This is a genomic window from Chryseobacterium taichungense, assembly GCF_900109935.1.
GTDB classification, from domain to species: Bacteria; Bacteroidota; Bacteroidia; order Flavobacteriales; family Weeksellaceae; genus Chryseobacterium; species Chryseobacterium taichungense.
The window spans coordinates 17,389-30,565 of the sequence record NZ_FOBV01000006.1; the positions used below are offsets into that span (position 1 = coordinate 17,389).

At 40.6% G+C, this 13,177-nt stretch carries 13 protein-coding genes; 2 read left to right on the forward strand and 11 right to left on the reverse strand.

Going from position 1 to position 13,177, the window contains the following annotated elements; genetic code table 11:
- Positions 1-77: 77 nt before the first annotated feature.
- The 8 genes from BMW64_RS13385 to BMW64_RS13420 form a co-directional block, all read right to left on the reverse strand.
- Entirely contained in the window at positions 78-1,481 is a 1,404-nt protein-coding gene (locus BMW64_RS13385; protein ID WP_090000464.1) for a nucleoside recognition domain-containing protein, read from the reverse strand.
- Positions 1,482-1,646: 165 nt separating this feature from the next.
- Positions 1,647-2,159, reverse strand: coding sequence for a DUF6973 domain-containing protein (locus BMW64_RS13390; protein ID WP_090000465.1), 513 nt, complete (start codon positions 2,157-2,159; stop codon positions 1,647-1,649).
- A 55-nt stretch (positions 2,160-2,214) separates the two neighbouring features.
- On the reverse strand, positions 2,215-3,069 hold the full coding sequence (gene accD, locus BMW64_RS13395) for an acetyl-CoA carboxylase, carboxyltransferase subunit beta (protein ID WP_090000466.1): 855 nt from the start codon (positions 3,067-3,069) through the stop codon (positions 2,215-2,217).
- A gap of 83 nt (positions 3,070-3,152) precedes the next feature.
- Positions 3,153-4,223: a class II fructose-bisphosphate aldolase gene (gene fbaA / locus BMW64_RS13400; protein WP_090000467.1), complete on the reverse strand. Its 1,071-nt coding sequence runs from the start codon at positions 4,221-4,223 to the stop codon at positions 3,153-3,155.
- 70 nt (positions 4,224-4,293) lie between these two features.
- A complete protein-coding gene (locus BMW64_RS13405; protein WP_090000468.1) occupies positions 4,294-5,160 on the reverse strand; it encodes an NAD kinase in 867 nt (288 codons plus the stop codon).
- A 6-nt stretch (positions 5,161-5,166) separates the two neighbouring features.
- Positions 5,167-5,817: a CBS domain-containing protein gene (locus BMW64_RS13410; protein ID WP_090000469.1), complete on the reverse strand. Its 651-nt coding sequence runs from the start codon at positions 5,815-5,817 to the stop codon at positions 5,167-5,169.
- Between the two features lie 185 nt (positions 5,818-6,002).
- Positions 6,003-6,533 carry an RNA methyltransferase gene (locus BMW64_RS13415; protein WP_090000470.1) on the reverse strand — a complete coding sequence of 177 codons (531 nt, stop codon included), beginning with the start codon at positions 6,531-6,533 and terminating at the stop codon, positions 6,003-6,005.
- Between the two features lie 60 nt (positions 6,534-6,593).
- On the reverse strand, positions 6,594-7,496 hold the full coding sequence (locus tag BMW64_RS13420; protein ID WP_228400924.1) for a bestrophin family protein: 903 nt from the start codon (positions 7,494-7,496) through the stop codon (positions 6,594-6,596).
- 87 nt (positions 7,497-7,583) lie between these two features.
- Between BMW64_RS13420 and BMW64_RS20715 the strand changes: the two genes are divergently transcribed.
- Entirely contained in the window at positions 7,584-7,751 is a 168-nt protein-coding gene (locus tag BMW64_RS20715; RefSeq protein WP_177175293.1) for a hypothetical protein, read from the forward strand.
- Between the two features lie 313 nt (positions 7,752-8,064).
- Positions 8,065-8,943, forward strand: a complete 879-nt coding sequence (locus BMW64_RS13425; protein WP_090000472.1) for a cupin-like domain-containing protein — start codon at positions 8,065-8,067, stop codon at positions 8,941-8,943.
- 1,142 nt (positions 8,944-10,085) lie between these two features.
- Here the strand turns inward: BMW64_RS13425 and BMW64_RS13435 are convergent.
- The 3 genes from BMW64_RS13435 to BMW64_RS13445 all read right to left on the reverse strand — a co-directional run bounded on the left by BMW64_RS13435 (position 10,086) and on the right by BMW64_RS13445 (position 12,781).
- Complete coding sequence (locus tag BMW64_RS13435) at positions 10,086-10,820, reverse strand: DNA-binding domain-containing protein (RefSeq protein ID WP_090000474.1); 735 nt, start codon at positions 10,818-10,820, stop codon at positions 10,086-10,088.
- Positions 10,821-10,934: 114 nt separating this feature from the next.
- Positions 10,935-12,200: a hypothetical protein gene (locus BMW64_RS13440; protein ID WP_143052702.1), complete on the reverse strand. Its 1,266-nt coding sequence runs from the start codon at positions 12,198-12,200 to the stop codon at positions 10,935-10,937.
- Between the two features lie 359 nt (positions 12,201-12,559).
- Positions 12,560-12,781 (reverse strand): hypothetical protein, encoded by a 222-nt coding sequence (locus BMW64_RS13445; protein ID WP_143052703.1) that lies wholly within the window; start codon positions 12,779-12,781, stop codon positions 12,560-12,562.
- Positions 12,782-13,177: the final 396 nt, after the last annotated feature.

The following is a 13,177-nucleotide window of genomic DNA, read 5'->3' on the forward strand; positions in this document are numbered from 1 at the left end:
TGGTTTAAATTTTAGTGTCTAAGGTTGATCATATGATGTTTCAATATTTAAATTTTAAACATTGAACCTTGAATTTTTTAAGCAAAGAATAAATATGCTAAAGCGATAGAGGTAATGATACCCACCAAATCCGCCAGAAGCATAGCAACTACCGTATATCTCGTGTTTTTGACGGCTACAGCCCCGAAATACACGGCAATCACGTAGAATGTCGTATCCGAGCTTCCTTGAAGAACGGCGGCGAGTTTCCCCTGAAAGCTGTCTGCTCCAAATGTAGCCATCGTGTCGACCATCATTCCTCTTGCGCCTGATCCTGAAAGAGGCTTGATTAAAGCAGTTGGAAGCCCATCTACAAAACGGGGGTCCAGATTGGCGGTATTGGCAACCCATTTCATTCCGTCAATAATGACATCAAAAACTCCGGAAGTTCTTAGGAGAGAAATAGCGATCAGCATTCCAACCAGGTAAGGGATGATCTTGACACAGGTGGTAAAGCCTTCTTTAGCGCCTTCAATAAAAGCATCAAAAACATTGATTTTTTTGTAAACTGCACCTAAGACGATGGCCAGAAAGATAAATAGAATTAAGCCATTACTTACCACTTTACTGAAATCATCCAGCTGATCTTTGCTTAATTGCACGAGATATACAACCAGTAAAGCGATCAGCGCTGAAATTCCTCCAACGTAAGCAATCACAACAGGTCTCAATAAATTGATTTTCTGATATAAAGAAACAATGATCATCGCTGCCAAGGTTGCGGCAAAAGTTGCGATCATACAGGGCAGGAAAATATCTGTCGGCGTTTTCGAACCCATTGAAGCCCGAATGGCAATGATAGAAACAGGAATCAATGTCATTCCGCCTGCGTGTAGGCACAAAAACATGATCTGCGAGTTGCTTGCCGTATCTTTTTGAGGATTTAACGTCTGTAAACTTTCCATGGCTTTTAAGCCAAAAGGTGTTGCGGCATTGTCCAGTCCCAGAAGATTGGCGCTGAAATTCATCAGCATATGTCCGAAAGCAGGATGGTTTTTTGGGATTTCAGGAAAGAGCTTTGAGAAAAATGGTTGAATAAAGCGGCTTAAAAGATTAATTCCTCCTGCTTTTTCAGCAATACTCATGAAACCCATAAACAAGGTCATAATTCCGATCAGACCAAGGCATATTTTTACGGCAGTTTCTGAAGTTCCGATCACGCCGTCTGCCTCCTGAATGCGGTAAACCTTCACATCCTGTTTCAGCGAATCGGTTTTATAATGGATTCTGCTGTCGGCAAAATCTGGCTTTTTCAACAAACTGTCTCGGACAATAGGAGAAAGCGTATTCATTTTCTGAGTCGCAATCTGCACCGTATCACCACCTTTTCCTACCACCATGTCATTAAAAATGGTTTTGTAATGACTTGATGAAATGTATTTTATACTGGCAATGGCAATGGCAACAATGATAAAAGCCGACCAAATTCTGCTGAGAACCATTTGATTGAATTAAATATAGGTTAAACTTATCAAAAAAACTTCAGATGACAAAGGGGTTGTGTTGTCAATAGTCAATTCCTTGGTGTCAATAGTTAACTTTCAGGCTGATAAAGATTCACTTGCATAGCAAAATTGACTGGTGAAGCAAAGTTCACCATTCACCATTCACTTTTCATCCAAATACACAAGGAATCCCTCAAAATCATCATCCAGACTCTTTAAAACTTTAGCATCTTTCATTTTCTTTTCAAGGCCATCGATGAAAAAGCTTTTTTCAAAGAACTGGCGGTGGATTCCCGGAAGGAGTTCCATGAAGTAATCCATTCCGATTTTGTTGTTGTGAAGATCCATTTTCGTTTCCAGTGGTTTGTTAGGAAACAGTTCTTCATGGAGATCAGTCATTCTTTTGCAGAACGCCAGTGCTTTTTCCGGTGAGGAAATCTTACAGCAATACATCATAATAAAGCAACACCATAATGCATGTCTGAAAGCATTTCCGATGCCGTTGGTAGAAGCTGTTTTCGGAAATTTTTTCTGCGCAATGGAGTATGCCTGAAGGGTTGCGTGAAAACTTAACAAGGAGAAAAGAGGATGAGGAAGAACAAGCGACAGAAGGCGCATGATCTTTTTAAAACTCATACTGCGGATCGTATTGAAAAATATGCTGAAAGTTCTCATCAATAAAAATCTCTCTCCTGTTCAGAGAGAGATTGCTGTATTTTGTTATAAATTATTAAGCTTTTACCGTTAACAGATTCACTGTTTTAGAGATCGTTTCTCTGATTTCTGTTCTCTTTACGATAAAATCAACGAATCCTTTTTCCTGTAGGAATTCCGAAGTCTGAAATCCTTCCGGTAGATCTCTTCCAATGGTTTCACGGATTACCCTTGGCCCTGCAAAACCGATTAGTGCACCCGGCTCTGCCATGATGATGTCTGCTGTCATCGCGAAAGAAGCTGTAATTCCTCCAAAAGTAGGGTCACAAAGATAAGCGATATACAAAAGGCCTGCTTCAGAAAGCTGTGCCAGCTTAGCCTGCACTTTTGCCAACTGCATTAGAGAGTATGTTGCTTCCTGCATTCTTGCACCCCCGGATTGGCAAATGATCATGTAAGGAAGTTTCTTCTCGATACAGTAGTCTACTGCTCTTCTGATTTTCTCACCCATTACCGATCCTAAAGATCCTCCGATAAAAGCAAAATCCATACAGGAAACCACTATTTCGGTTCCTTTTACGGTGCCTACTGCATTTCTGATAGAATCAGTAAGCTTTGTTTTAGCCTTTACTTCCTTCAGACGGTCGGCGTATGGCTTGGTATCTTTAAAGTTCAGGATGTCAATACTTTCAACATTAGCGTCCAATTCTGTGAACTTACCTTCATCAAAAAGGATATCAAAGAATTCTGCACTTCCTATTCTTACATGAAAGCCATCTTCAGGAGAAACATAGTTGTTTCTTTTCAGCTCATCGTGTTCTACGATTTTCCCTGAAGGGGTCTGATGCCAAAGACCTTTGGGAACGTCTTTCTTCTGATCAGTAGAGGTCGTAATATTTTGTGCTTTTCTTTTAAACCACTCGAATGCCATATTGTTTATATAATTGATGAAAGATAAATGATGAAAAAAATGATAATTGAAATCAATTATCAATCATCATTTATCATTAATTTTTATTTAAGTGTGTTTACGTTATTTAAATCTTCAAATGCCTGAACAAGTCTCTTAGCGAATGTTTCTTCACCTTTTCTTACCCAAACTCTTGGGTCATAGAATTTCTTGTTCGGTTTTTCTTCTCCTTCAGGATTTCCGATCTGAGCTCTTAAATAATCGATATTATCCACCATATAATCTCTGATTCCTTCTGTGTATGCAAACTGAAGATCTGTATCGATATTCATTTTGATCACTCCGTAGTCAATTGCTTCTCTGATCTCTTCCAAAGTAGATCCAGATCCTCCGTGGAATACAAAATTCACTGGCTTGGCAGCAGTTCCGAATTTTTCCTGAACATATTTCTGAGAATTATCAAGAATTTTCGGAGTAAGAACTACATTTCCAGGCTTGTATACTCCATGTACGTTTCCGAAAGCAGCAGCAATCGTAAAGTTATCGGAAATAGCTCTTAATTTTTCGTACGTATAAGCCACATCTTCAGGCTGAGTATATAATTTTGAATTGTCAACATCAGAGTTGTCAACACCGTCTTCTTCTCCTCCGGTTACCCCGATTTCTACTTCTAATGTCATCTGCATTTTAGCCATTCTTTCGAAATATTTAGCAGAGATTTCAAGGTTTTCTTCTAAAGGCTCTTCCGAAAGGTCAAGCATGTGAGAAGAATAAAGAGATTTTCCTGTCTGCTTATAGAATTCTTCGTTAGCATCCATTAAACCGTCGATCCAAGGCAATAATTTTTTTGCACAGTGGTCAGTATGAAGTATTACAGTTGCTCCGTAAGCTTCTGCAAGGGTGTGAATATGTTTTGCTCCGGCGATCGCTCCCAGGATGGCAGCTTTCTGTCCGTCATTGCTTAATCCCTTTCCTGCATTGAAAGCAGCTCCTCCATTAGAGAACTGAATAATAACAGGTGAGTTTAGTTTTGCTGCAGTTTCCAAAACCGCGTTTACGTTGCTTGAACCAATTACGTTTACTGCTGGTAATGCAAATTTGTTTTCTTTAGCATGCTGAAAAATATCAGTAACTAATTGACCTGTGGCAACTCCTGCCGGGAAAATTCTGCTCATGTTTTACTTTTTAATATAAATTATTAGGGTTTGTAAAATTCCTGTAAAGGTAATCATTTTTGCTTAATTGTTAATTTCTTTTGTCCCTGCCCCAAAGTAGCTTCTGGCGGATGGTTTCATAGAAGCTGAGGTTGTTTGGCTGTACCAGAAGAATCTGGAAATCTGCCTTTTTAATGATGATTTCCTTATCTGTTTCAATATGGATCAGTCTGGAATCCAGGGAAAGGGAATACTGTGGTACGCGGCTTTCCACTTTAAATTTTATTTCCACCTTATCATTTACCACCAATGGCCGCACATTGAGATTGTGTGGGGCAATAGGGGTGATGACAAAGTTTTCGTTGTTCGGCGAGATGATCGGCCCGCCACAGCTCAGTGAATATGCGGTAGAACCGGTAGGAGTGGAGACAATAACACCGTCGCCCCAGAAAACATTAAGAAATTCATTGTTAATATAAGAATCCACTGTAATCATGGAGGTGGTTTCTTTTCTTGAAACCGTTACATCGTTCAGAGCATAAGGAGAAAAATCTTCTATTTCCGGCGACACTACTTCAATGACGGAGCGGCGGCTGGTTTTTATATCTCCTTTTAAAATGGAATCAAGTTCATTAAAAGCTTCTTCTTTGGTAAAGCTGGCCAAGAATCCAAGTCTTCCGGTATTCACTCCTACAATAGGAATTTCCAGATCTTCAATAAAAGTTAAAGAATTAACGATCGTTCCGTCTCCACCAAACGTAAAAAAAAGATCAATCTCTTTATCCAGGAGATCTTGTTTGCAATTGAACGTTTCGAAGATTTTTGAGAACTGCAGCGCTTCAGCCATTTCATCATACAAAACAGATTTTACGCCTCTGTTTTCAAGCTCAGAAATAAATTTGCTTAAATATAAAAAGGTATCTAGATCTTTTTTCTGGGAATATATGGCTGCCTTCATTCGTTTTTATATTTCTATAAATTTTTGGAAAAACCCGAACCTGTCCTGAAACAAATCTGATTTTTCATCAGAGTAATACTTTTGTACAATACGATAATCGTACCGGTCGAATGTTTCATCAATAGAGCTCAGATTTTCATTGCTGATCTTGATCGTCACCTGGATCACATCATCTGACATCTGGCTGATGAAGGCTCCGTAAAATTTGGAGTTGTTGCTTTCAACAATATTGGCGATTTCAGTCATCGAGTATTTTCTGCCGGGTGTTTCAACGGTGAGAATAGCACCAGATTCAGAGAACAACGGATATTTTGACAGATCCTGAAAGATATCCTCACAGGTGATGTATCCCAGATATTTTTCATTCTTGTTGATGACAGGGATCACATTGGCATTGAATGTATAGAATAGCCTGATGCTATCCATAATATTATTGTCCTCAAGAATGGCAAAGCGCTCGATCTGGTGTTCCAGATCCTTCAGAATACCTTCTTCTTCATAAAGAAAATCTTCTGCGATGGCGCCGTAAAAATGATGGGATTTTTTGATGAAAATATGAGAATATCCAAATGCTTCTAGCGTCTCTCTTGCTGATTCTATAGAGTCAGTCAGGCTAAAACACGGAAAGTCTTTCGAGATATATTCCTTGATAAACATTGTGCTAATTTATAAAAAATTAAACGAAACTATTTCTGAATTTCAAACTTTTTTTCCTTAAAAAGTAAAAAAGCGATCCTAAAATTTGTTTGTGACAAAAAATTAGGTATCTTTGTCGCCTTTCATTTTTACTTTTTATTAGATTTATTTCAAACTGCACTGTGTTTTAGACATATGCAGTTTTTTTATTTCAGGGCTTTGGCAAACTCCCACATCACAATTCCGCCGCATACACTTACATTCAGAGAATGCTTGGTTCCCAGCTGGGGAATTTCAATAAAAGAATCAATATTTGCCAATGCTTCATCGCTGATTCCTTCTACTTCATTTCCTAAGATTACCGCATACTTTTTAGACGGATCAATCGTAAAATCGGTGATCATTGTGCTGTTTGTTGTCTGCTCAATGCCCACGACTTCAAATCCCTGGGATTTTAAATCATTAATGGTTGTATTAATATCACTTTCATGGCTCCAGTCCACACTTTCCGTAGCGCCCAGTGCAGCCTTGTGAATTTCACGATGTGGCGGCTGAGGCGTAATCCCGCAGAGAATAATCTTTTCAATGAGAAAAGCATCCGCCGTCCTGAAGGTTGCTCCAACATTGTGCATGCTCCTGATATTGTCTAATACTACAATTAAAGGGATCTTTTCAACCGTTTTAAAGGTTTCCACATCAATTCTGTTGAGTTCTTCCAGTTTTAATTTTTGTACCAATTGTATATTTTTATTAATGTTTTATAAATATGTACGAGTTCAGGATTATTTCAGATTTGATTATTTTCCCGAACACATGATCTGATGAACGCTTCTCTCAATATTCTGAGCGATAGTCTCCATCGGGATATCATTTTCATCGTTATTAAAAGGGTCTTCAATTTCCTCGGCAATCATCTCAAGGCTCATCAGTACATAATAAACAAAAACCGTAAGCGGAATCATAAAAAGACCAATAGAAATCACATATGCGACCGGTAAAGCCAGCACATACAGAATGATAAACTTTTTGACGAAGGATGAATATGAATAGGGGATCGGGGTGTTCTTAATCCGTTCGCAACCACCGCAGACATCCAGAAAACCTGAAAGCTGCGTATCCAGATACAGCATTTCTATATCGGAGATTTTGCCTTCCTTTTTTAGTTTATTCAGTTTGTGGGTCAGCAGAATTACAATTTCGCTGGGGCCGTGATGTTTGATATATTCTTCAATTTCAGAATAATCCTCATCCAAAGCCAGCCTTGTCGATTCTTTTGAAAGATGCTTGGCCAGAAAATGCGGGAAAAACTTCAGGTATCTGGCGATCTGCTCAGCACTTTTTCTGTCTTCGGCAAGAATGGTATTGATCTTTACCGCGAAATTCCTTGAGTCGTTGACCAATTTACCCCAAAGCTTTCTTCCTTCCCACCATCGGTCGTATGCGGTGTTGGTCCTGAAAACCAAAAGCAAAGACAGCACAAAACCCAGCAGCGAGTGAATCATGCTAACATTGCTGATTGGTGATTTTGAAGACAGATGAAGATACTCAACCTCGAGATATTCAATTCCCCAGGCATATAATCCTATCAGCAGCATGGTTGGGAAAAGGATCTTCAGGGTGTCGCTTTTATGCAGGCTGAAAAGGATTTTTAGAAAATGTTTGGTATTGTAAACTCTCATAAGATCGGTTAGTCCGTACAAATATAAAATTTCGCTTTCGTTTTTGTTTTACGGAAAACCATAAATTTTATTGCCCGGTTCATTTTTTCTTTGTTAAAAAATAGGATTATGGGATATTACAGAAAAGGACATTTCAGAAGAGATGGGAAATGGGTGAGCGGTCACTATGTAAGCACATTCGGAAGGAAAAGGAAATCTACAAGTCCACAAGGTTGTGCGGTGATTATTTTCGGAGGTATTATTTCTCTGTTAATTTATTTGCTTGAAACCCGTTAGCTAATTTTAGAATTAACCACAAAAATTGCAAAAGATAATCATAACGCGATGAGTAGAATATTTGGAGTTCCAAAAGATAAAAATCTCAGATTTTTAAAAGCTACTGTGACCTTTTTCATTTGTAGTCATCAACTTTAAATAAAAGATGAGCTGATCTTTTGAACCTTTTGTGGTTAAATTTAAAATTAGTTTTAAACATATTTCGGGATAAAAAAGAATACTGTATGGAAAATGATAATTGATAGTAGCTTTAAAATTTTCCTGAAATTCAAAAAAGCCTTACTTTTATTTCACAATTAAAACACCACACCAGATGATTCTCGGAAATGTAGATGTCGTAACAGATATTAGTAAAGAAGATTTTCAGAAAAACTATTTTAAGAAGCAGAAGCCGTTGCTGATCAAGAATTTTGCCAGCAGATGGGATGCCTTCGATCAATGGAATTTTGATTTTATCCGTGAAAAGGCGGGAGATCAGGAAGTTCCTCTTTACGACAACAAGCCTGCGGATGCATCCAAAAGCTCTGATGCGCCGGTGACCCACATGAAAATGAGGGATTATATTGATACCATCAGAAGTAAACCATCCGATCTGCGTATTTTCTTTTACATTATTACCGACCGCCTCCCGGAATTGCTGAAAAATTTCACCTATCCTGATTTGGGCATGAAGTTTTTCAAAAGACTGCCAACTTTGTTTTTCGGGGGAAGTGAAGCCCATGTGCTGATGCATTATGACGTTGATCTGGGAGATTTCCTCCACATTCATTTTGAAGGGAAGAAAAGGATTCTGCTGTTTGATCAGAAGCAGTCTGCTTTTTTATATAAAGTTCCCTTGTCGGTTCATACGATCTACGATGTTGATTACGAAAACCCGGATTATGAAAAGTTTCCTGCTTTAAAGCAGGCAAGAGGCTATGAAATTTTGATGGAACATGGGGATGCCCTGTTTATTCCGGGGGCCTTCTGGCATTTCAACAGGTACCTGGAGCCCGGTTTCTCCATGTCGCTCCGTGCCCTGCCCAATAAGCCCAGAGTTTTTGCCAGTATGCTGTATCATGTCTTCATCATGCGGTACACGGACAAGTTAATGAGGAAACTTTTTAAGGCCAAATGGGTAAACTATAAGCAAAAATGGGCGTACGAGAAAAGCGCAAAAGCTTTAGCCGAAATGTCTGCCGGAAAATCCTAAGCTTAACGCAATTGCTGACTTCCCTAAAAAGCTGGCGGCTTTGGCTTCGACTCCGCTCAGCCACCAGTTGTAACGCGACCCTTCGAGAATCTCAGGGTCCACCAGTCGACTGCTTTCTGTCGTTCTGTAGAAATATCCATAAACCTAAGACGCTGAAACGCTCATACTCTAAAACTCCCGAAACTACCCACACACTTTGTCATTGACTACGTCGAATCTGTGATTTCCGTAGGAATCTCGGCATCGTTAACATTATCCTGGAAAGATTCAGGCTTAGATCCCTACGGGATGACAAGGGAGCGTGGTGTCCTCCCTTCAATGGTGGCTGAGGCGAATCGAAGCCGCCTATCCTGCCAGGGTATGTATCCCTTCGTTATCTCACACCGACTGCTCCCAATTCCCATCCTCCGGAGGGGTGGCGGAAATTCCACAGGAATTTGCGACGGGGTGGTTTATTACGCTGCCACACGCCAAGCCGCCAGTCCTTACGTTCCGTCTCCCGGTGGCTGAGCGGAGTCGAAGCCACCAGTCCCGCAATTCTTCTTAAACCACCCCGTCAAAAATTCTTTGAATTTTTGCCACCCCTCCACTGAGGGGAATTTTGTACCGCTTTAAACCCTACAGCACTCTCACTCTTAAACTCTCCAACCAACGGTGGCGGAGCCGAAGCCACCTGTCCTGCAGGGTATGTATCCCTTCGTTATCTCACACCGACTGCTTCAAATTCCCATCCTCCGGAGGGGTGGCGGAAATTCCAACGGAATTTGCGACGGGGTGGTTTATTACGCTGCCACACACGAAGCTACCAGCCCTTACGCTTTCCTTCCCGGTGGCTGAGGCGAATAGAAGCCACCTGTCCTTCAACTTAAACCCTCCAACCCAACGGTGGCTGAGCGGAGCCGAAGCCAAAACTCCGGCCGGGAAAAGTTCCCAACCGGAGTAACACACTGATGAAAATACCCATCTTTACGATGGAATGATGGCTTGTTCTTGCGTTGAGGTTAAGCCTTACTTTAGTAATAAGTAACCTCCGTACGGTCAACACCCCCACACTCGGGCGGTCAACACACCCTTGACCGAACGGTCAACGCACCCTTGATCGGGCGGTCAACACGGTGTTGACTGTAGCGCTTCTTTTTCCCTTACACCACAGTAAGTACTTTATCAAGGGTAGCCGTTCGCACTTCTTTCAGAAGAGCGCCCTGGGTGAACTGCGTTACCACTTCCAGATTATAGGTGCCCGCTGCTAATGCAGGAATTACCACCATAACCTCCGAAGGATTATTGGTCACAATATCACTTTGCTCTACTTTCGTTCTTTCCTGTGTAGCAGTGTCTACGAAAAAGATCCCTACCGAAGCATCATCACCTGCGACTTTAATCTTGCTGCCCATAATCTTCAGGTTTCTTCCTGGTGTAAGCAGGTCGTTGACCGAACCGCTCTTGACATCCGTAACCTGTAAGATCACTGCTGAAGCTTCTGCGACGCCTAAGATATTCACCTCGATGTTGGGAATCTCTGCGCGTAGCTTTTCTCCCTGGTTGAACTGGAAAATAATGCTGTGCTTGCCTTTGTTAAAAGTCTCCGAAGGACTGTCGAATACACCTCTAATGGTTGTGCTTGCAGTAAAGTAACCGGTATTGACTGAAAAGCCATCACAAAGCTGGTAGGCCATTTCTTTCAGGAAAAGTTCGGTAGCATGCTCCATGGAAGAGGCGGAGATGTCTGCCCCGCCACGGGATACCGCTGCCTGGCAGATCTGCTGAACATTGAGGCTGCGCTCGCTCGCCGTGCGCGCCGTAAAATCATTGGGATTGTCTTTCGTTAAAACGTTATCGTACAGATACGCTTTGATGCGATGAAGAATTGTTGCCATAAGTAATTAATTTAAAAATGATTGTTGGTTTTAAAACCCTTCAAGGTTTGGAAACCTTGAAGGTTAATCCATTATATCAGATTACATATTGTAAATCTGCGACAGAGCATCGGATTAATTTGCACTTAATTTTGTTATAGAAAATACTCCTGAGTTATAGGTATAGGAATTAGCAGTACATCCTGAACAGGTTTGAGATTTTATTTTTATCGTTTGTCCTGCTGTAAGATAATATGAAACTGATCCTCCTATATTAGATGATGAAGCTTGATAGTTTCCCACACTAATTAACGAAATAGAAAATCCATTGAAGTCCACTTGCAAGTCATAGCCATTACTCCAGCTATTAAAACCTACCTGATAAGCAGAAGATACGAAATATAATCCTGATTCCCCAGCGGGTACTGTGTAAATTCCGGTGCTTGCATTATATCCTCCATCCGGATTGTTAACAACTGTAGGAAATGTAATGGTAGATGAAGCTCCTGCGCCGGCATTCTGTACAGTGGTTTTACGTGCTACCAATTTAACAACTGGTACAAAACTTCCATATGGATCACTTTTCGCAAGACTGCTCCAACTTGAACCATCAGAGTATTGTATATCTTTAGAAGTTGTATTGTATCGCATAGCACCCGCTCCGGCTGCTGTTGCGGTCGCTGTTGTAGTACCCAAGCCAAACATACCTGTTCCAGGATCGGTAGTAGATGTAGGATTAGTTCTAACATCCAGAGTAGCATTAGGAGTTGTTGTTCCTATACCTACTCTATTGTTCGCCGCATCTACCGACAAGGTAGTTCCATCTACAGAAAAACCATTCGTTGCATTTGAAGTAAAAGCCAAAGTGTTGGTTCCCTGTGTCACGGTAGTATTCCCGGATAAGGAGCCGTCCCCTTTGTAAATTCCACCTGCTCCTGAAGCCAAATCTGCATTGGCTACGGTACCGTCTGCTATTTTAGCAGAGGTCACGGCACTGCTGGCAATACTTGGTGATGCTGCGGTTCCGGATAAATCTCCTGCCAATTGTACGATCCCTTTGGCCGTTGTCGTAGCATCGGCGGCGGAAGCCCCGGTCATTTTCTGCCACACACTACCATCGAAATAGTAGTAGCCTGGTGCAGTAATATTAACTGTCACTGCATTGGGAGCGGTGGCCCCTGCAGTAGCATAAATAATAGCTCCTGTCTGGCCTGATCCATACGTTCCTGATTGGATTTGATTACCAGTTAGTCTTGGAGCAATTAAGCCTTCCGGCTTGCTGCCATCTGTTGTTTTGGCGGTAATGTCGAGTGTCGCTTTTGGGGAAGTGTTATTAATCCCCACCTGAGCGAATGCTGTCATGCTGAATAGCAGAGCAGCAGTTGTTAGTATATTTTTCATTGTATTGTATTTATGAGTTTGTTTGTTGTTTAATAATGTAAGCTTATGGTAACACAGAACACACAGAGATTTCTTTAATATGATATGCTTATTGAGTTTCACAAAGGCGTTTGACTACGTCGAATCTTCGATTTCACTTATAAGAGTGCGGTATTGTTCTTAAACACGAATGACACTAATGGACACTAATTTCACAAACGTTGTGTGAAAATGCTTTGCTTAGATCCCTACGGGATGACAAACGGCGTGGCAAGTGGCCTGTGCATTAGGGTTTTTCTGTTATTTGTGTAAATCATACGTGTTATTCTTGCGTAGATATTTGTGCTCATTTGTGTTTAAATAATTCGTGTCATTTGTGTTTAATAAAATATCGCTATTATAGGCGGAGGACGGCTGAAGTGGTTGGTGATAATTTCTAAAAGATTGAAATCTTCAGAAATAAAAATTGTTGAGTCGGAGTAGGAAAAAGGAGTCTGGGAACTGATAAAAACAGCAATGAAAAATACCTGCAAACACAGCATTCTTACGCTAAAACGAAGGAAATGAGGGAGCTGGGAAAGGGTCATTATTTGTATTTTCATTGTGTTCAAAAAGGTAGTCCCACTTAGACTACTTTTATAAACAATGATTTAGGAATCAGCATGGTTCTCTTTTTTTAAGGTAAAAACGAGGGCAGTTTCTTTTCCTCTGGATCGGCCATTTTTTAAGCGAAATTAAAGTAGCTAATTAATTAACCTATTAAAAAACAACGGATTATTATTTGGAAGTAATGAGAATTTGTTTACATTTGTCACAGAAAAAGTAGTCTAAGTGGGACTACATTTTTTAAGATTTTATAGGGAAATATTCCGTTCAGAAAAGTGAAGGCTTTCAAGGCTATTCGTATTCCCAATCTCAAATACTTATGCACCTCCCACAAAAAACTCCGGCAGGAAATGTTTTCCAAACAGGAGCTCATTATACTAATAATTAGACCT

Coding starts and splice junctions, on each gene's coding strand:
- BMW64_RS13385 (WP_090000464.1), bottom strand. CDS start 1,481: ATGGTTCTCAGCAGAATTTGGTCGGCTTTTATCATTGTTGCCATTGCC.
- BMW64_RS13390 (WP_090000465.1), bottom strand. CDS start 2,159: ATGAGAACTTTCAGCATATTTTTCAATACGATCCGCAGTATGAGTTTT.
- accD (WP_090000466.1), bottom strand. CDS start 3,069: ATGGCATTCGAGTGGTTTAAAAGAAAAGCACAAAATATTACGACCTCT.
- fbaA (WP_090000467.1), bottom strand. CDS start 4,223: ATGAGCAGAATTTTCCCGGCAGGAGTTGCCACAGGTCAATTAGTTACT.
- BMW64_RS13405 (WP_090000468.1), bottom strand. CDS start 5,160: ATGAAGGCAGCCATATATTCCCAGAAAAAAGATCTAGATACCTTTTTA.
- BMW64_RS13410 (WP_090000469.1), bottom strand. CDS start 5,817: ATGTTTATCAAGGAATATATCTCGAAAGACTTTCCGTGTTTTAGCCTG.
- BMW64_RS20715 (WP_177175293.1), top strand. CDS start 7,584: ATGGGATATTACAGAAAAGGACATTTCAGAAGAGATGGGAAATGGGTG.
- BMW64_RS13425 (WP_090000472.1), top strand. CDS start 8,065: ATGATTCTCGGAAATGTAGATGTCGTAACAGATATTAGTAAAGAAGAT.
- BMW64_RS13435 (WP_090000474.1), bottom strand. CDS start 10,820: ATGGCAACAATTCTTCATCGCATCAAAGCGTATCTGTACGATAACGTT.
- BMW64_RS13440 (WP_143052702.1), bottom strand. CDS start 12,200: ATGAAAAATATACTAACAACTGCTGCTCTGCTATTCAGCATGACAGCA.
- BMW64_RS13445 (WP_143052703.1), bottom strand. CDS start 12,781: ATGAAAATACAAATAATGACCCTTTCCCAGCTCCCTCATTTCCTTCGT.